Below are 18269 nucleotides of genomic sequence, written 5' to 3'. Positions count from 1 at the left end.
CGGACAGGTCGGGCTTTTTGCTATTCCCTTCCTGCCATAGACGTGTTACCAGCCCTCGCCAACTTCCAAAGCAACCCTTGCACACCGCCGGTGCGGACGATTCGTTCCGGGAGGCGTTGCATTTTTCTTAATTGAAGGAAATTGGCCATGGCTCGCATCATAGAAACGCCAACCGGTTTGGACGCACTCACCTTCGATGACGTGCTCCTGCAGCCCGGTCATTCCGAGGTCTTGCCCGGTCAGACGAGCGTCGCAACGCGGATTGCGACCGATTTCGAGTTGAACATCCCGATCATCTCCTCGGCGATGGACACCGTCACGGAAAGCCGCCTTGCCATCGCCATGGCGCAGGCGGGCGGGCTTGGCGTCATCCACAAGAACCTGACGCCCGCCGAGCAGGCCGAGCAGGTCCGCCAGGTCAAGAAGTTCGAAAGCGGCATGGTGGTCAACCCGGTGACGATCGGTCCCGATGCGACGCTGGCCGATGCGCTCGGGCTGATGAAGACCTACAGCATCTCTGGCATTCCGGTCGTCGAAAAGTCCGGGCGTCTCGTCGGCATCCTGACCAACCGCGACGTCCGCTTCGCCTCGGACCCGAAGCAGAAGATCCACGAGCTGATGACCCATCAGGGTCTCATCACCGTCAAGGAGAACGTCGATCAGCAGGAAGCCAAGCGCCTGTTGCACGCGCACCGCATCGAAAAGCTGCTGGTGATCGACGGCGAAGGTCGTTGCGTCGGTCTCATCACCGTCAAGGACATTGAAAAGTCGCAGCTGAACCCGAATGCATCCAAGGATGCGCAGGGCCGCCTGCGCGCCGCTGCCGCCGTCGGCGTCGGTGATGACGGTTTCGAGCGGGCTGAACGCTTGATCGAGGCAGGCGTTGATCTCCTCGTCGTCGATACCGCGCATGGCCATTCGGCCCGCGTTCTCGAGGCTGTCACCCGCGTGAAGAAGCTTTCCAACTCCGTGCGCGTCATGGCCGGCAACGTGGCAACATCGGAAGGCACCAGGGCATTGATCGATGCCGGTGCGGATGCCGTCAAGGTCGGTATTGGTCCGGGCTCGATCTGCACGACGCGCATCGTCGCCGGTGTAGGCGTTCCCCAGCTCGCTGCCATCATGTCGGCCGTCGAGGCTGCGCAAGCACAGGATGTTCCCGTCATCGCAGACGGCGGCATCAAGTTCTCGGGCGACGTCGCCAAGGCGATTGCATCAGGCGCCTCCGCTGTCATGATCGGTTCGCTGCTCGCCGGCACCGATGAAAGTCCCGGCGAAGTTTACCTCTACCAGGGCCGTTCCTTCAAAGCCTACCGCGGCATGGGCTCGGTCGGTGCCATGGCGCGCGGCTCGGCAGACCGCTATTTCCAGGCTGAAGTGCGCGACACGCTGAAGCTCGTGCCTGAGGGCATCGAAGGCCAGGTTCCCTACAAGGGCCCGGTCTCTGGCGTCCTGCACCAGCTTGCAGGCGGCCTCAAGGCCGCCATGGGTTATGTCGGCGGCAAGGATATCAAGGACTTCCAGGAGCGTGCGACCTTCGTGCGCATCTCCGGCGCCGGCCTTCGCGAAAGCCATCCCCACGACGTGACGATCACCCGCGAGAGCCCCAACTATCCGAGCTCCGGCGGCTGAAAATGAACCCGGGCAGCCGTATTCCGCTCTGGATTATCGCGCTGCTCGCAGCCATCTGCCTCGGTGTGCTTGCGTGGACGACATTCGGCTTTGTCGTCCCCTTTAAACATGAGACCGGGCAGGCCGTTCTCGACGTCTATTTCGCCGGTTATGACGAATTGACCGTCGGCCGGATGCGGCAGCTCCTCGACCACAACGAGATCGCCAGCAATTTGCTGCAGGCGATGTATGCCGGTCCGGAGATGATCTTCCCGGCGCTTCTGACCGCACTCCTGCTGCTGGTGTTGATGAGGTTGAGACCTAACGGCTCCCACTTCAATCGCCCGATCCGTCCTTCCCTGATCGCGCTCGTCTATGCGCTTCCTTTCATCTATGGCCTTGCCGACTACGGCGAAAACATCTCCAGCCTGATTGCTTTTGGAGACAGCGCCTGGACGGATCATGCCGCACGCCTGTTGCCGTGGATGACGCGAGTGAAGTTCGCGAGCCTCGCCATCTGCCTGATCGTCATTGCCCGCTTCGCCATCGTTCGCGCGATGCATCGCGAAGAGGGCGAGACATAGTCTCACCGCTGCCATGGCCATGCCCGGCCCGACGGAAACAATGGGCCTGGTCGAACTCGCCGGCAAGGAAAAGGAACAGCAGCAGGGCCTCCTTGACTACCTCAGTTCGCAGGTCGCGATGGGTCGCGTCGGTCGCGCCGAAGAGATCGCGCCGCATTTTATCTAGACTGGCGTCGGACGAATCAAGCTTCGTCATGGGTGCCGAGATCTTCGCCAATGGTGGCATCGCCCAGATCTGATGCAGCCTTGCCCACCGCTGAGTTGCCGCGGGCATTTGCGGCGCCGACGCTTTTCCTCTACAGCACGGAAACCAAACGGAAAGCGGCAGGAAGAGACAGCATGACCGGCTACGAAATGTTCTGGCCCATCATTGCCCACGTAGCCCTAGTCTATTTCCTCTACATGCTTCTCGGCTTTCGCCGCCGGAAACTGGTTCAGGCGGGAAAGGTTCGCCGATCGAACTACCGCGAAAACCGCGATGAACCGCCAGAAGGCCTCTTCGTCAAGAATTGCCTCGCCAATCAGTTCGAGTTGCCGGTGCTTTTTTACGCCTGCTGCGTCCTCCTCTACATCACGCAAGCCGACAACCTCGTTGCTGTCGTGCTTGCCTGGGTCTTCGTGGCGCTGCGCTATCTGCATGCCTTCGTGCATGTCACCAGCAACAACCTCCGCTACCGCAGCCCGCTCTTTGCAGCCGGCTATGTGGTGCTCGGTGCAATGTGGCTGTGGCTTGCCGTCTGGATGGTCTTCCCGAACGGCTGAGCGACTTGAAGTAACGCAGTTTTGTTCCTGCGTTACCGGCCACTGACCTATCTTCCCTCGCAGGTGAAAGCCGACAGGTAGGGAACAGGAGGACTCAAATGGGCAGGCCGGAAATCACGCAGGCGATGATCAACGCCTACGACGAATACACGCATCTGACACTCGACCGCCGCGGCTTCATGGACAAGCTGACGAAGTTGGCCGGTTCCGCCGGTGCCGCCGTCGCCATCGCGCCGATGCTCGCCGCCAACAAGGCAAGTGCGGAAATGGTCGCCGCCGACGACCAGCGACTGGTTGGGAAGGACGTAACCTATCCGGGCGGTGCCGGTGAGATGAAAGGCTATCTGGTCGAACCGAAGGGTGCTTCGGGCAAACTTGGCGCGGTGATCGTCATCCACGAAAACCGCGGCCTCAACCCGCATATCCGTGATGTCGCGCGCCGCATGGCACTGGAGGGCTTCATCGCGCTGGCGCCGGATTTCCTTTCGCCCCAGGGCGGCACACCGCAGAATGAGGACAAGGCGCGTGAGATGTTCAGCACGCTCGATCGGGCCGCCACCGTGGCGAACGCCGAGGCGACGCTCGCCTATCTGACCAAGCTCGACAATTCCAATGGCAAGGTCGGCGTAATCGGATTTTGCTGGGGTGGTGGGCTGGTAAACGACTTCGCCACCAAATCGCCGGAGCTGAAGGCCGGCGTCGCCTACTATGGGGCGCAGCCGCAGGCGGCCGACGTGCCGAATATCAAGGCAGCACTGATGCTGCACTATGCCGGTCTCGACGACCGCATCAATGCCGGCATCGACGCCTACAAGAAGGCGCTGCAGGAGAACGGCAAGGACTTCCAGATCTTCGTTTATGACGGCGTCAATCATGCCTTCAACAACGATACATCGTCGGCCCGCTACGACAAGAAGGCCGCCGATCTGGCCTGGAGCAGGACGGTCGAATTCCTGAAGAAGAATCTCGCCTGATCAGGCCACCAGTTCGTGCGGGGCAGGGGCGACGGCGATGATCGCCTCTGCCAGCGCCTCCATCTCCTTGCCGCGATGATTGCTGCGCCGCCAGGCGAGGCCGATTTCGCGCGACGGCTGCGGATCGGTGAACGGCAGTATGCGAATGGAATTGCGGCTGGTTTCCGTGGGAATGGCCATTTCAGGAATGAGCGTCATGCCCATGTCGTGCGACACCATCTGCAGGAGCGTTGCCATCGACGTCGCGCCGAAATTCACAAGGCTGCGCTTGCCGGCGCTGCAGACGGCGAGCGCCTGATCGCGTAGGCAATGTCCCTCCTCGAGTAACAGGAGCCGGTCGACGTTCACCTCATGCTCGGTCAGCGGCGACATCAGCACTGCCTCTCCGTTGTCGGCCACTGCCATGAAGAAGCGGTCGGCGAAGAGCGGCCGCGTCTGGATGCCTTCAATGTCGAGCGGCAACGCCGCGATCACGGCATCCAGTTTCCCTGTCAGAAGATCTGCCATCAGGCGATCGGTCACCGCCTCGCGCAGTTCCACCTCGACGCCGGGGTATGTCCTGCGCAGATGTGGAACGAACTGGGGGACGAGGTAAGGTGCGACGGTGGGAATAATTCCGATGCGGATCAGACCTTCGAGTGTTCCGCCGCCTTTTCGTGCCGTCTGCTCGAGCAGGTCGACTTGATGCAGGATGGCGCGGACGTAGTGCAGCACCTCTTCGCCCTTTGGCGTCAGAAAGGTGTTCTGCCGCGTGCGCTCGACGAGCTTGGCGCCGAGATATTCTTCCATCTCCATGATCTGGGTCGACAGCGCGGGCTGGCTGATGTGGACCATTTCGGCGGCCCGGCCGAAATGGCGCGTCGTTGCCAGCGCATCGAAATAGCGCATCTGTCGAAGTGTCAGCATGATAATTTCTTCCAATCGAATGTCTCAATGAATACGACTGGAGATTATCGAAGGTCAATGGCCAACTATTCCGGTGGCGCTGGGCGGACAATCATCAATAGCCGACTTCAAGCGCGCCCACGCGGATGCGAACCGCGCCTTCGTCGAGGACGGTTATAAGATCGATACGATCAGCACTGAGGCGGAGGCAGCCGGGTAAATTCGCGGCCTGAAGATGATCAAATCGGGGCGTATCACCCCGATTTTTTTATACTTTTCCCGATTCAGACAATCCGATCTATCTCGTTTACGAGTCGTGAAGACCTGCATGTCATATCGGCCGGATGGCGCCGGCATGAACCACCTCCGTCGCTTCAAATAGAACAAATGGGAACGACATGAAGGTCGGAAGTTTGGATCGTATTGGCCTCCGCCGGAAGCCGAAGCAGGAACGCAGTATTCAGAGACTCGACCTCATCTTGGCGGCCGCGGCGGCAATCATTGCCGAGAAGGGTGTGAGCGCCATGCGGATGACGGAACTGGCCGTCGCCGCCAAGGTGCCGATCGGCTCCGTCTATCAGTATTTTCCCGAGAAGGCCGCGATCGTCAAAGCTCTCTTCGACCGCCATGCGTTGACGATCCAGACGCGGATAGCCGATGCCTTTGCGTCCGTGCACTCCGTCGATCATGCGCTCGATGTGCTCGCCGCAACGATTGACTGGCACTACGACGACTATCGCAGAGACGCCGCCTATCTCGGCATCTGGATGGGCACCGAGACCGACCACGACCTGCTGCGGCTTAACATCGAGCACAGCAAGCGGATTGCGGACATTTTCCAGGACGCCGTCCGCCGCGTCGCACCGGAACTGTCCACAGCTGACATGCAGGCCCGCACCTACCTGTTCAGTCACCTGCTGGGGGCCTCGATCCGCCTTGCGGTCGTCAGCGAGGATTCCCTTGCCAGGCGCATTCTGGATGAGTGGAAGCGCGTGATCCGCACGGCCTTCCTCTCGCCTGTTGCTGCCTGAGCGCCTACCAGCTGGGCACGGCGTTGGCGATCTTGAGGCGGGGTTGCACCCGCCCATAGGCGTTTTTCACATCAGGCTCGAGATTGTCGTCGACGACGGCGGGCGTGATGTTGTCGAGGCAGGCGGTGATATGCGCGGTAATGGCGTTCATCAGCGAGATCGAGACACCGGGCCGTTTCATGATGCCGATCTGAACCGGGGGCAGGGCGGGGAAACCATCCGCCTGGCTCAGTACCTTCATCCCCGTGCGCAGCGCCGATTCCGGCATAACGGAAACGGCCATGCCGGCGAGGACTGCGGCCGCAACCACGGTGCATGACCAACTGGTGAACAGGATCTGGTGCTCACGTCCGACCGCATCGAGCGCCGAGCAGGCGAGCTGGCGCCACTGGCAGTCGCGGCGACCGACGGCAAGTGGCACCGGCGCATCGTCACGGATCGGATGGTTGGCCGAACCAACCCAGCAGAGCGGTTCGGTCCGCACGACGTCCGACATGCGCTCGCGCGGGTTATGCGTCACCAGCGCGATATCGAGCTCGCCGCGATGAATGCGCTCGGCAAGGTCCACCGAGGGCTCGCAGACGATGTAAAGCTCGACATTCGGATGCGTCTTGGCGAAGCGGCCGATGATCTCCGGCATGTAGCGGTCGGCGTAGTCATCGGGCGTGCCGATGCGCAACGTGCCCTCGAGACGGTTGTCGTCAAAGGCTGCAATCGCCTCGTTGTTCAGACGAATCATGCGCCGCGCATAGTTCAAGAGCTTTTCGCCCTCGGCGGTCAGGCGGTTGCCGCGACCGTCTTTGATGAAAAGCTGCTTGCCGATGCGTTCTTCCAGCCGCCGCATCTGCATGGAAACGGCCGACTGCGTCTTGTAGACCCTGTCGGCAGCCTTGGTGAAGCTGCCGGAATCGACAATCGCGATAAAGGTCTGCAACTGATCAATATCAAGAGGTGCGGACATGAGTTCACCTATAACAATCTCTGATGATAATCATTAGAAACATTCGTTGGACTGATCAATAGGTGTTTGGCATCTTCGGGGTGCAAATCAAACAAAGTGAAGGACAGACACCCCGCCTGTCCGCTCCGATTTCAACCCGATGCCTTCCCGCTCGACCTCGCGGGAGGGGTGGGTTGTTGCGCGCCAATGAAAGGATCAACCATGCGCACGACAGACCGGATAATCGAACTCGACTGCAGCCAGACTACGCTGACGTTTTCCCAGCGTCTCGCAAATGGCTTTGCAACGTTGTCATCCGTACTGCGCGTGTTTCGCAACCGTATGGAGATCAACCGGCTGCACGAGCTCGATGACAATCAATTGAAGGATATCGGCCTTAGCAGGGCCGATCTCACCTCGGCGTTCCTGGCGTCCACCTTCTTTGAGGATCCGTCGGAACATCTGACGCGTTCCGCGCACAATCGCGGACCAAAGTCGCTCTTCCGGTCCCGAAAGGATTAAGGCCGGCTCAGTTTTTCCCCGCAGGGTGATAGCCAATAGCCCTGCCTCTTGCCCGGTGACCGGCCTCCCAGCCGTCTCCGGGTTTTTTTATGCCTTTGGAGGAGTGGAAGGAGGTGTCTTCGGCATATAGGTCTCAAAGATGGCTTCCATGCTTTTCTGGTAGCTCTTCTGCACCTCGAGCCCGCTGTCGAACATGCTGTTCAGCATGTCCATATAGGTTTCAGTCTCTGCCTTTGCCTGCTCCTTCGGAGCGTCCACGGGTTTCGGCTCAACCGGCTTTCCGAGCGAGCCCATCATTTCCTGAAAGGCTTTTGCGAAAGGATTGTCGAAAAACGGGTTGGTGACCGCCCTCTCTGCCTCCGGTTTCCGCATACCGAACATCAGCTGCATGGCCTGAGTGAAGGGGTTATCGAAGATGCTGGGCTCGGGAGTGGGCTTCTGCTTCGGTGCGAAGCCGGTACTTTCGAGCCATTTCTGGATGGTTTCGCCCATCGCCGTGTCGACGAACGGGTTGACCGGGGTCGTCATCTGCCCCATCGACTGCTTGAACAGGCCGCCCATCAGCGTATCGGCCATCACCGGCAGCATCTGCTTGTAGATTTCCTGTCCGATACCCGTCATCTGGGCCGCCTGCGCGGCCACCGCGCGCGAGACCTCCTTGGAGCCGAACAGCTGTGCAAGGATGTTGTTGCCGTCCGATATCCCCTGCGGCGTGAAGGCTTTGCTCATGTCCTCGAAATATTTGGCATAGTTGCCGGAGGCGACCGCCTGCATCAGCCCCATGAAGTCGTAAGGGTTGCTGGTGCTGCGCTTCAGGCCGGCGGAAAACGCCGGCATGAGCGCTGCCATCGCCTTGGCGGCCTGCTCCTGAGCAAGATTGAACTGCTTGGAGACAGCATCCATCGCCGCGCCGTTTTGGGCCTGCATCATCATGTCGAAGAGTGGCAGCATGGAAATCCCCTTCCCGGTTCGCAACGCGCAATTGCGTCACTATAGCCGGAAAAAGGAATGCGCAAACCGCTTTTTGCAGAAGCGCTTAGTATTGATATTCTTCGAAGACCGGCTCCACGGAACCGTTCCAGCGGCCGTGGTAAAGCGCCAGCAGATCCTCGGCCAAAGTCGCCTTCTTTGCCATGACTTCGTCGAGCGGGGCAAGGAAGATGGTTTCGTCCTGGCCCTCCCTGTTGAGCTTGTTGCGCGCCCTGAGACCCGCCTTCGAAACGGCGATGACCTCACGCGCTGTCTCATAGAGTTCATGCCCGCGGAACTTTGCCCTCAAGCCCTGCGCCGGCACGGCATCGCGCAAGGCGTTCACCTCCTCGAACGTCCAGTCTTTGGTCAGCATGTCCGCATCTTCGAGCGCCGCGTCGTCATAGAGAAGCCCGACCCAGAAGGCCGGCAACCCGCAGATGCGCCGCCAGGGGCCGCCATCCGCGCCACGCATCTCGAGGAAGCGCTTCAGCCGCACATCCGGGAAGAGCGTCGAGAGATGATTCGTCCAGTCTCCCATCGTCGGCTCCCAGGCGGCGATTTCGCCCTTCAGTGCGCCGTTCATGAACTGCCGGAAGGTAACATGGGTACAGTCGTGATAATGCCCGTCGCGCACCACGAAATACATTGGCACGTCGAGGGCCCATTCGACATAGCTGTGAAAACCGAAGTCGTCGCGGAAGGTGAAGTCCAGCAGACCGGAGCGATTGTTGTCGGTATCGCGCCAGATATCGCCGCGCCATGAAAGCAGGCCGTTGAGCTTTCCTTCGGTAAAGGGCGAGGAGGCAAAGAGGGCGGTTGCCAGAGATTGAAGCTTCATCGAGACGCGCATCTTCTTGCGCATGTCGGCTTCCGAGGAGAAGTCGAGGTTCACCTGGATCGTGCAGGTACGGTACATCATGTCGAGACCCTTGGCTCCGACCTTCGGCATGTAGCGGGTCATGATCTCGTAGCGTGATTTCGGCATCGCGGGCGTTTCGGCCAGCGTCCATTTGGGGCTGCCGCCGATGCCGAGGAAGCGGATGCCCATGGGCTCGGCGATTTCGCGCAGCGTTGCCAGGTGCGTGTTCGATTCCTTACAGGTCTCGTGGATCGTTTCCAGCGGTGCGCCGGACAGTTCGAACTGGCCGCCGGGCTCGATCGATATCGCGCCCATTCCCTTCGGCTCGCCAAGGCCGATGATGTTGTCGCCGTCCGTGATCGGGTCCCAGCCGGATTTCTTCTGTAGGCCTTGCAGCAGCGCCGAAATGCTGGCCTCGCCGAAGTACGGCACGGGGCTGTTGTCGGCCCGGAAGAAGGCAAACTTCTCATGCTCGGTGCCGATGCGGAATTTTTCCCTCGGCTTGTTGCCCGCGGCGAGATAATCGGTCAGCTCCTGAACCGAAGAGAGCGGGGTCTGGTCGGTGGTATCGCGAGCCATTCAAGTCTACCTGCAATGGGAGAGCGCCTGGGAAAACCCGGGCAATTGGAAGGGTGATTAGGACCGCTCCCACGTATGTTGCAAGTGAAATTGTTTCAACGGCCCATCAAAAAAATAGCAGCATATTTCGGCCGCAAGCGATCCTAAGGTTAATTCCAGTCGCCGATCGACGCCTGAATGACTGCCATGGCAGCAACCGCAGCTGTATCGGCCCGCAGGATCCGCGGCCCGAGCGGGATTGCAGTGATGAAATCGAGGCTGCGAAGCCGCGCGCGTTCCTCCTCGGAAAAACCGCCCTCGGGGCCGACGAGCAGAGCCAGCTTGCGTTCGCTGATTGCGGACAGCAAAGGCAGCGGGTTCTGCCCTGCGTCGCCCTCGTCGCAATAGATGATGCGGCGGTCGCTCGGCCAGGTATCCAGGAGGTCGAACAGCTTCACAGGCTCGGCAACATCAGGGATGTCTAGTATGCCGCATTGCTCCGCCGCCTCGATGACATTTGCCTTCAGCTTATCGCGATTGGTGATCTTGCCCTGCACATGCTGGGTCATCACTGGGCGCAGAACGCCTGCTCCCATCTCCACCGCCTTCTGCACAAGATAGTCGAGGCGCCCGACCTTCAGGGGGGCAAAAAGATAGTGCAGATCGGACGGCGCGGGTTGCGGCCGCGTCTGCACCTCGGCAATCAGCACAATGCGTTTTCGCGTCGGAAAGGAGAGACGCGCCTTCCACTCGCCGTCGCGGCCGTTGAAGACAAGCAGCTCGGCGCCCTCGGCCATACGCAACACGTTGGCGAGATAGTTGAAGTGATCTGCCGTCGTCTCTACCGTCGCCCCGGCGGCGAGGGGAGCCTCCACGAACAGCCTTTGCATCCGAAAATTGGCGCGCATTGAGAAGTCCTGCTCAAACAAAGAGCGCGAACATAGCCCAATAGATGACGGCTGCAAGCGCTGCCGAGGCCGGCACAGTGATGATCCAGGCGGCGATGATCGTCATGAAATGCGACCGGCGGACGAGATAGCGCCGGCGAACTTCGTGCGTGTTCGGATCTTCCGGTTCGTCGAGCGCCCAGCTCTCCGCCCTGCGGTGCATGTATTCGATACGACGCTTTGAATGCCGCGTATACCACTCACGGAAGAAACCGACACCAAACACGGAACCTACAGCGATATGCGTCGTACTGACCGGCATGCCAAACCATGAGGCAACGATAACCGTGAGGGCCGTTGACAGCGCCACGCAATAGGCGCGCATGGGGTTGAGCTTGGTAATCTGCTCGCCGACAAGCCGGATCAGGCGCGGCCCGAAAAGCAGAAGGCCGACGGAGATACCGAAGGCACCGATCAAGAGCACCCAGACAGGGGGATTGCCGTGCACATCTCCGGCGGACGCGCCGACCGCACGCACGATTGCCGAGAGAGGGCCGACGGCATTGGATACGTCGTTCGCGCCGTGCGCAAAGGAAAGCAGTGCTGCCGAACCGATCAAGGGGATTTGAAAGAGAACGCGTAGCGAGCTGTTGCGGTTTTCCAGTCCCACGGCCTGCCTACGGACGAACGATCGTGCGGCAAGCCATCCGAGGCAGCCGACCGCAATGCCGAAGAGAATGATTGTAATCGGCGAAAACTCGTTGGTCGCTTCGATCTGCAGGACCATGTACGACGCGAAGCCGCCGATCATCATAGCGATCAGCACGGGCACCCAACGCCGCGCTGCAGCGATCTTGTCATCACGATAGATGATGAAGGTCTTGACTATGAAAAGCAGACCGGCTGCGATCACGCCACCAAGCAGGGGCGATGTCACCCAGGCCGACGTGATCTCGATCATGACGCGCCAGTTCACCGGTTCGGGGCCGACCGCGCCGACGCCCGCTCCTATCACCGCTCCGACGATCGCATGCGTGGTCGAGACCGGCGCATTCAGCCAGGTGGCGAGGTTGATCCACAAGGCGGCGGCCATCAGCGCCGCCATCATGATCCAGCTGAGCGTCCCCGGCGGCACCTGCACCGTATCGACGATGCTTGAGGAAATCGTCTTGACGACCTCGCCGCCGGCAACCGTCGCCCCGAGAATTTCGAAGATTGCGGCGATGACAAGCGCTTGGCCCATGGTCATCGCGCGCGCACCGACCGCGGCGCCCACGTTGTTGGTGACGTCGTTTGCGCCGATGTTCATGGCCATGTAGGCGGCAAGTGCTGCAGCGGCGATCACGAGGACGGCACTTGGCCGGTCGAAGACGTACACGCCCGCAAAAAGCATGGCCAGTCCGAGGAAGATCAGCCCGAGGCCCGGGGCCACCAGTTTGCGCGAGACAAACTTCGTCGCGTCCTCAACATGCGTAAGCTTGTCGAGATCCTTGTCGAGAGTTCGTTTCGTGAGGACGGCTGGTCGGTCGGGCATGCTATTCCTTGGCGTTCAATCCCTTTAACGTCGCCAAGGTTAGCAGCGCAAGATGGCAGTATCATTCCGCGGGAATTTGCTTCGGCATCCTTGCCGCAAGCCGCTCCGCCATACGGCGCTTGAAGAGCAAAAAGATCTCCCGCAGCTCGGGCTCGTAAACCCGTTTCGCGGCTTCGGCACAGGAAACCCACTCGGTCTTGCGCTCGCCTTTTTCCTTGAAATTCTTGGCGATGTTGACGACCTCAAGTGCATAGACCTGAACCTTGCAGGTCACGCTGAGCCCATTCTTCAAAGCCTTCGGATACGAGTAAGTGCCAAGGATTTCGTTCTCGACCGTCCCGCGCACGCCCGCCTCCTCAAAGGCTTCGCGGGCCGCAACCTCGTAGGCTGTACGCCCATCCATCGGCCAGCCCTTGGGAATGACCCACCGGCCGGTATCGCGGCTCGTCAGCAAAAGTACCTCAAGCTCGCTTGTCTTCTTCTTCACCCGATAACAAAGCGCAGCATATTGTTGACGCGGTGGGCGTCTGAACATCAGCTGTACGTCTGAAGCGAGGCGGGCAAGAAGAGTCAACGGTCGGGTCACCTTTTTAGTTCAGCTCCTTGAAGCGGCTATATTAGTATCCACTGGAAAGCTTGCGCAATCCATACGTGTTTCAAGTTTTCCAGTGGGATTTGATACTTATCAATAGGCAGCTTCCGTTTCGCCACGGTTCGGAAAACCCGCCAAATACCATCCTGATTCCGCCATTGCACAGGCGTTCAATATGGGCCTGTCTTGCATTTCAATCAATGACGGCGTCATGTCGTGCACTGTTATGTCAATACTATGGTACCCATGCGTCTTCCTCCCTTAAAAGCGGTCCGGGCCTTCGAAGCCGTCTGCCGCCACGGCAGCATTCTCGGCGCTGCCGCAGAACTTGGTGTCGTGCGCGGCGCCGTGCGCCAGCAGCTTGCCATCCTGGAGAGCTATTTCTGCGAGAAACTGTTCGAGCGCGATGGACGGAAATTGACTGCTACGGCGAAAGCGGCACGGTTCGCGGAGGCAGCCAACGCGGCCCTGGTTGCGCTCGAGCGCGCCGCGGCGGAATTTGCGGGCGGCGAGCATCGCCGCATCCGCCTCGGCGTGCCCTCGGCCTTTGCTATATGGTGGCTTGGGCCGCGACTTTCAAATATGCAGGCTGCACTCGGCAGCGTCGATGTCGATATCGTGCCGATGTCGATCGTCGAGCCGTTGTCGCTGCATCCGGAGCTTGATGCGGTCATCATGGGCGGTGAATACCGACCGGCGGCGGGCGTGACGGCGGTCAAATTCATGGAGGATGAATTCGGACCCGTTGCCACGCCGGATCTTGCGGACGGGTTCGCCGACGATCCCGCGCACATGGCGCAGCTCACCGCTGTCGTCAGCCGTAGCGCGCTAACTCTCTGGCAGGAATGGTTTGCAGAAAGCGGCACTCAGGCCGTGACGTTCCGGCGCAAGCAGGAGTTCGAGGATTTGCCGCTCGCACTCGGGGCGGCGCGATCGGGTGTGGGTGTCGTGCTCGCGCCCCGCGCCGCCATTGAGGATGATTTGCAGCGCAATCTGCTTGTGGCGCCCTATGGCTTCGTTCGCCGGCCGGCAGGCTATAGCCTGTCGTGTCGCAACGCCGACGCCAGGAAGCCCGCGTTCACCGCTCTTCGCGACTGGCTGCTCCGTTCCGGTGTGTCGACGCAATAGGGCAGATTTTCTGCCCTATTGCGAAGAATTATCTCCATGGCCGAAAGCCGCTGCCGGGTCTAACACTGCGTTGAGAGCAGAAGGACATGGATATGCAGAGAGACGCAACCCGCATCGAATGGATCGGCAACAGCTGCCGGTTGCTGAAGGCAACGGCGGCAGAGTTCGCGAAAACCCAGCCGTTCGGCGGCTTGACCATCGGCACGGGTATCCATCTGGAGCCGAAGACCGTGGCGCTTCTGATGACGCTGAGGGCCGGCGGTGCACGGCTCGTCTGCACCGGCAATCTGAACACCACGCAGCCTTCGACCGTCGAGTTCCTCCGTTCACAGCGGATCACTGTGTTTGCAACCGAGACGACGGACCCGGTCACGCATCACAAGAGCCTGGAGGCGGTTGTCGCCGAAAAGCCGGATCTGCTGCTCGACAATGGCGGCGACCTCTTTACCATCGCGGCCGAGTCTCCTTACGCCGGCCTTCTCGGTGGCACCGAGGAGACGACATCAGGCTGCACGCGCCTGTTGCCGCTGCGCGAGAAGCTCGGCATGCCGATCTTGATCATCAATGATAGCCCCATCAAGCAGTTCGCTGAAAACAGGCATGCGGTGGGGCAGAGCCTTTTCGAAAGCTACATGCGCTTCACCAACCGCTCCACCAACGGCAAGCGCGTGACCGTCTTCGGCTACGGCGCCTGTGGGAAGGGGACCGCAGCCTGCTTCCGCAACGCGTTTTCAAGCGTCAGCGTCGTCGATATCGATCCCGTGACAGCGCTGGAAGCAAATCTCGACGGCTTCTCCACGCCGCTGCGCGGTGAGGCGATCTCCTCCGCCGACGTGCTCATCACGGTTACGGGCGTCGCCGGCATCGTCACTGCAGCCGACCTTCCATTGATCAAGGATGGTGCCATCCTGATGAACGGCGGGCATTTCCCGCATGAAATCGACGTTGCCGCGTTCCGGCAGCACCCCGATGTGGTGCGGATCGATCGCTACGAGGCTGATCGTATCGAGAGCTTGCACCTGAAGGATGGTCGCTGCTTCCATATTCTCGGTGGCGGGCATATGGCGAACCTTGCTGGTCCGCGCCCGCTTGGCAATTCCGTGGAGTCGATGGACCTCGGCTTCACGCTACAGGCGCGCTGCCTCGAGCGTGTCGCCAGGCGCGAGGTCGGCGCCGAGAGCTGCATTGTTCCGGTGCCGAAGGATATCGATGCCATGGTGGCAAGCGCCTATCTCGATCTGGTGCGGTCGGAAAGTGCGGCAAACATGCGCCGCACTTCGTGACCTCAAGCGATCTCAACCACGAGCTTCCCGTTTGCCTTGCGGGTTTCGATGAGCGCATGTGCCTCGGCCACATCGGAAAGTCCGAAGCGGTGCGCGTCCAGCCTCGGCATCACCTTTCCGGCCTCGACGAGCTTGCTCACCTCCCGCAGGATTTCGCCGTGATGGCTGCGCCCTTCGCCGGTCAGAAGCGGCAGCAGCGTGAACACGCCCGAATAGGTCGCCCCCTTGAACGACAGAGGGGCGAGGGCATGCGTCCCCCATCCGAGCGCGCTGACGACGTGACCGAACCGACCGACAGCCTGGAAGGCTGTATCGAGGCCGGTGCCGCCGACGGTGTCGTAGACGACATCGAAGCCTTTGACGCCCGCATGATTGCGAACATAGTCCCCCACCGTCGCTGCCTTGTAGTCGATCGGGGTTGCTCCAAGGCTTGCGAGGTAGGCAGCCTTGGAAGCGCTGTCGACCGCAAAGACATCGGCGCCTCCGGCTTTTGCGATCTGCACGGCAATGTGCCCCACACCGCCGCCAGCGCCTAGGACAAGAACCTGCCGGCCATTCCGGACATTGGCGCGATCGACCAGCCCTTCCCAAGCTGTAATTGCGATCAGCGGCAGGGCCGCTGCCTCACGCATCGAGAGATTGTGGGGCTTCGGCGCGATCAGTCGAGCGTCGACGGCCGCGAATTCAGCCAGCGAGCCCTGGATGCCGCCGACTCCACCGGTCATCCCGTAGACTTCATCGCCGCGGTGGAACCCGGTGACGCCGGGGCCTACTTGTTCAACGACCCCAGCCATATCTATCCCGAGAACTGCTGGAAACGGATGGCGCGCATGGGCGGCATTGCCGGCGCGGATCTTCGTATCCAGCGGATTGACGCCGCTCGCCTTGATCCGGACCAGCACTTCACCCTCACGCGGAATCGGCCTGGCGATCTCGGCTGAACGGAAATCGGCTTTCGGCGCGTCAATCAGCAGCGCCTTCATCCTAGTGGTCGCAGACATGCAACAATCCTTTCGTCCGTATCGGAAGGAGAATGCACGGTTGAAATGCGAATGGGAATGAAAGAGATTGCATGAAGTCCATGCGCTTGTGTTTGGGAGATGGGTCATGGAATGGAGTGATCTCAAGCTGTTCCTGGCGATTGCGCGCCAGGGCACTCTGGGTGCGGCTGCTCGCAGCCTTGGCCTGACGCAGCCGACGATGGGCCGCCGTCTGCGCGCTTTGGAAGTCTCGCTGGGCCAGACCCTGTTTCAGCGGACTGCGGACGGCTTCGTGCTGACGGATGAGGGCGCAGCCGTCTTTGCGCACGCCGAGCGCATGGAAGAAGAAGCACTCGGCCTTGAGCGGGAACTCGCCGGGCAGAACCGGCAACTGAGCGGCTTTCTGCGCTTGTCCTCTTCGGATTGGTTTGGTGCGCATGTGCTTGCGCCGGTGCTTGCGGAATTCTCGCTGAGCTATCCGAAGATCGTCGTCGAATTGCTCACCGATAGCCGCCTGCTGAGCCTCTCCCGCCGAGAGGCGGATGTCGTTTTTCGGATCGCGCCCTTCACCGAGCCGGAGGTGATATCGCGCAAGCTGCTCCACATCGACTATCGGCTCTACACAAGTCGTGGCGAGGAGCATCCGAAAGCAGGCGATGGCACAGGCGCGCGTCTGGTAACGATGGACGAGGCATTTGGCGGCATGCCGGATGTCGCATGGCTGACGCGCCTGCTGCCAAAGGCCGAGATTGCCATGCGTAGCAACAATCGCGATGTGCAGGCGACGCTTTGCAGGAATGGCGCCGGCCTGGCCGTTCTGCCGCGCCCTCTTGGCGATTCAATCGCTGACATCGAGCCGGTCGACCTCGGCGAGGCTCCGCCCGGGCGCGACACCTGGGTCGGCTATCACCGGGACATGAAGCGGCAGGCGCGCTTGCGGGCACTTCTCGATCTCGTAATCGGGAGGCTGGCGAAGTGAGCGTCTCTGTGACGGGTTCTCCCGAACCAATCCCTTGTGAGCTCAATCGCTCGCCGAGTGCTTGCTTCTGTGTTCCCAGTCGGCGCTTCCGCGACACCATCATTGTGAGGGACGACACCAGCCATTCGAATCGAGCTGGCTGGGCTCCGTCCGTTCCACCATCTAGCGTTCCCAATAGGGAACCGGTCCGTAAACTTCGGCGAGATAATCGATGAACAGCCGCACCTTTGCCGGCAGGAACTGGCGGCTCGGGTAAACCGCGGAAAGCGTCACGTGGCGCGATCCTTCGAAGGCCGTAAGGATGTGCACGAGCCGGCCATCCTTCAGTTCCCGGCTGATGTCCCAGGTGGAGCGCAGCGCGATGCCAAGCCCTGATATGACAGCCTCCCGGACGACCTCGCTCGAATTCGTGACGAGCATCCCTTCCGGCCGCAAGGAAAGCGGGCCCTCGGGCCCTTCCAGGCGCCAGGCGTCGTTGTTGTGCGCGGGCAGGCAACGATGTTGCTTCAGGTCTTCGATCGTCTGCGGTGTACCGTTGGCCGCGAGATAGTCTGGCGAAGCGCAAAGCAGGCGCCGCACAGGCGCAAGTCGCCGCGCGACAAGACTCGAGTCCGTCAGTTCCGCGATGCGGATCGCAAGGTCGAAGCCTTCGCCCACGATGTCGGTGAATTCGTCACTGAGTACGAGTTGAATCGCAAGCCCAGGATGCATATCCATGAAGGACTTCAGGTGCGGGGCGACATGCGTGCGTCCGAACGAGGTCGGTGCCGTCACCTTCAGCGTCCCCTGCATCTGCGCTGAGCGTCCGGAGATGTAGTATTCTGCCTCCTCGATGCCGGCGAGAATGCCGAGCACGCGGTCGTAGAAGCCCTGGCCCGCCTCGGTCAGCGAAATCTGCCGGGTCGTGCGCTGCAGGAGCCGCGTGCCCAGCCGATCCTCAAGCCTTTTGATCCGCTTCGAGACGACCGCCGGCGAAAAGCCGAGCGCCCGGCCGGCGAGCGACATGCTTCCCGTCGAAACGACTTTTGCGAAAATTTCGAGGTCACCGAGATTGGTCATGCGTCTGATTGTTTATCCTTTTGGAATAAGTGCTTAGCATTTGCGCCGCAATCGCGAAAGTGCTAAGCCGATTGAGCCGGAAGCGTGGAGGATGCGTCCGGTTTCGCTGTCGCGAGCGAAGGGAGAGAG

18 protein-coding genes and 1 pseudogene are annotated in these 18269 nt (G+C 60.7%); 10 read left to right on the top strand and 9 right to left on the bottom strand.

From position 1 onward, the window contains the following. Nucleotides 1-147 precede the first annotated feature (147 nt). From guaB to BSG20_RS01040, 5 genes and pseudogenes are all read left to right on the top strand, one after another. Nucleotides 148-1632, top strand: coding sequence for an IMP dehydrogenase (gene guaB / locus BSG20_RS01060; protein WP_024318879.1), 1485 nt, complete (start codon nucleotides 148-150; stop codon nucleotides 1630-1632). 2 nt (nucleotides 1633-1634) lie between these two features. Continuing rightward, nucleotides 1635-2195 carry a hypothetical protein gene (locus tag BSG20_RS01055; RefSeq protein ID WP_072370691.1) on the top strand — a complete coding sequence of 187 codons (561 nt, stop codon included), beginning with the start codon at nucleotides 1635-1637 and terminating at the stop codon, nucleotides 2193-2195. A 22-nt stretch (nucleotides 2196-2217) separates the two neighbouring features. Beyond that, nucleotides 2218-2434, top strand: a pseudogene (locus BSG20_RS01050) (SDR family oxidoreductase); the annotation flags it as partial. Between the two features lie 100 nt (nucleotides 2435-2534). Then, the gene (locus tag BSG20_RS01045) at nucleotides 2535-2957 is read left to right on the top strand and encodes an MAPEG family protein (RefSeq protein ID WP_072370688.1); all 423 of its coding nucleotides are present in this window, start codon (nucleotides 2535-2537) and stop codon (nucleotides 2955-2957) included. A 98-nt stretch (nucleotides 2958-3055) separates the two neighbouring features. Beyond that, on the top strand, nucleotides 3056-3931 hold the full coding sequence (locus BSG20_RS01040; RefSeq protein WP_072370685.1) for a dienelactone hydrolase family protein: 876 nt from the start codon (nucleotides 3056-3058) through the stop codon (nucleotides 3929-3931). Here the strand turns inward: BSG20_RS01040 and BSG20_RS01035 are convergent, their stop codons facing one another. After that, entirely contained in the window at nucleotides 3932-4837 is a 906-nt protein-coding gene (locus BSG20_RS01035; protein WP_072370682.1) for a hydrogen peroxide-inducible genes activator, read from the bottom strand. It lies immediately after the preceding gene. Between the two features lie 377 nt (nucleotides 4838-5214). Between BSG20_RS01035 and BSG20_RS01030 the strand changes: the two genes are divergently transcribed. Then, complete coding sequence (locus tag BSG20_RS01030; RefSeq protein ID WP_072370679.1) at nucleotides 5215-5847, top strand: TetR family transcriptional regulator; 633 nt, start codon at nucleotides 5215-5217, stop codon at nucleotides 5845-5847. A gap of 4 nt (nucleotides 5848-5851) precedes the next feature. On the opposite strand, the gene BSG20_RS01025 is transcribed toward BSG20_RS01030, so the two are convergent. After that, the gene (locus tag BSG20_RS01025) at nucleotides 5852-6808 is read right to left on the bottom strand and encodes a LysR substrate-binding domain-containing protein (RefSeq protein ID WP_029710342.1); all 957 of its coding nucleotides are present in this window, start codon (nucleotides 6806-6808) and stop codon (nucleotides 5852-5854) included. Nucleotides 6809-7009: 201 nt separating this feature from the next. Between BSG20_RS01025 and BSG20_RS01020 the strand changes: the two genes are divergently transcribed. Further along, on the top strand, nucleotides 7010-7309 hold the full coding sequence (locus BSG20_RS01020; protein WP_024317766.1) for a YjiS-like domain-containing protein: 300 nt from the start codon (nucleotides 7010-7012) through the stop codon (nucleotides 7307-7309). 87 nt (nucleotides 7310-7396) lie between these two features. Here BSG20_RS01020 and BSG20_RS01015 read toward each other — a convergent pair whose 3' ends face one another. The 5 genes from BSG20_RS01015 to BSG20_RS00995 all read right to left on the bottom strand — a co-directional run bounded on the left by BSG20_RS01015 (nucleotide 7397) and on the right by BSG20_RS00995 (nucleotide 12693). After that, on the bottom strand, nucleotides 7397-8260 hold the full coding sequence (locus BSG20_RS01015; RefSeq protein WP_072370676.1) for a DUF937 domain-containing protein: 864 nt from the start codon (nucleotides 8258-8260) through the stop codon (nucleotides 7397-7399). An 85-nt stretch (nucleotides 8261-8345) separates the two neighbouring features. Next, nucleotides 8346-9719, bottom strand: coding sequence for a glutamate--cysteine ligase (locus tag BSG20_RS01010; RefSeq protein WP_072370673.1), 1374 nt, complete (start codon nucleotides 9717-9719; stop codon nucleotides 8346-8348). 149 nt (nucleotides 9720-9868) lie between these two features. Further along, nucleotides 9869-10606 carry a 16S rRNA (uracil(1498)-N(3))-methyltransferase gene (locus BSG20_RS01005; RefSeq protein ID WP_072370670.1) on the bottom strand — a complete coding sequence of 246 codons (738 nt, stop codon included), beginning with the start codon at nucleotides 10604-10606 and terminating at the stop codon, nucleotides 9869-9871. Nucleotides 10607-10619: 13 nt separating this feature from the next. Further along, complete coding sequence (locus BSG20_RS01000; RefSeq protein WP_072370666.1) at nucleotides 10620-12119, bottom strand: inorganic phosphate transporter; 1500 nt, start codon at nucleotides 12117-12119, stop codon at nucleotides 10620-10622. Between the two features lie 61 nt (nucleotides 12120-12180). Then, entirely contained in the window at nucleotides 12181-12693 is a 513-nt protein-coding gene (locus BSG20_RS00995) for an NUDIX hydrolase (RefSeq protein ID WP_072370663.1), read from the bottom strand. Nucleotides 12694-12948: 255 nt separating this feature from the next. On the opposite strand from BSG20_RS00995, the gene BSG20_RS00990 reads away from it, so the two are divergent. After that, nucleotides 12949-13839: a LysR substrate-binding domain-containing protein gene (locus BSG20_RS00990; RefSeq protein WP_072370660.1), complete on the top strand. Its 891-nt coding sequence runs from the start codon at nucleotides 12949-12951 to the stop codon at nucleotides 13837-13839. A 92-nt stretch (nucleotides 13840-13931) separates the two neighbouring features. After that, a complete protein-coding gene (locus BSG20_RS00985; RefSeq protein WP_072370771.1) occupies nucleotides 13932-15122 on the top strand; it encodes an adenosylhomocysteinase in 1191 nt (396 codons plus the stop codon). 2 nt (nucleotides 15123-15124) lie between these two features. Here the strand turns inward: BSG20_RS00985 and BSG20_RS00980 are convergent, their stop codons facing one another. Then, on the bottom strand, nucleotides 15125-16123 hold the full coding sequence (locus tag BSG20_RS00980; RefSeq protein WP_072370657.1) for a zinc-dependent alcohol dehydrogenase family protein: 999 nt from the start codon (nucleotides 16121-16123) through the stop codon (nucleotides 15125-15127). A gap of 106 nt (nucleotides 16124-16229) precedes the next feature. Here BSG20_RS00980 and BSG20_RS00975 point away from each other — a divergent pair, with 106 nt between their 5' ends. Continuing rightward, on the top strand, nucleotides 16230-17081 hold the full coding sequence (locus BSG20_RS00975) for a LysR family transcriptional regulator (RefSeq protein ID WP_072370655.1): 852 nt from the start codon (nucleotides 16230-16232) through the stop codon (nucleotides 17079-17081). Between the two features lie 162 nt (nucleotides 17082-17243). Here the strand turns inward: BSG20_RS00975 and BSG20_RS00970 are convergent, their stop codons facing one another. Next, on the bottom strand, nucleotides 17244-18140 hold the full coding sequence (locus tag BSG20_RS00970) for a LysR family transcriptional regulator (RefSeq protein WP_072370652.1): 897 nt from the start codon (nucleotides 18138-18140) through the stop codon (nucleotides 17244-17246). Between the last annotated feature and the right edge of the window lie 129 nt (nucleotides 18141-18269).

Source organism: Rhizobium tibeticum (assembly GCF_900110205.1).
GTDB classification, from domain to species: Bacteria; Pseudomonadota; Alphaproteobacteria; order Rhizobiales; family Rhizobiaceae; genus Rhizobium; species Rhizobium tibeticum.
The sequence above is the reverse complement of the archived record's forward strand: the minus strand, read 5'-3'. Positions and strand labels throughout refer to the sequence as shown.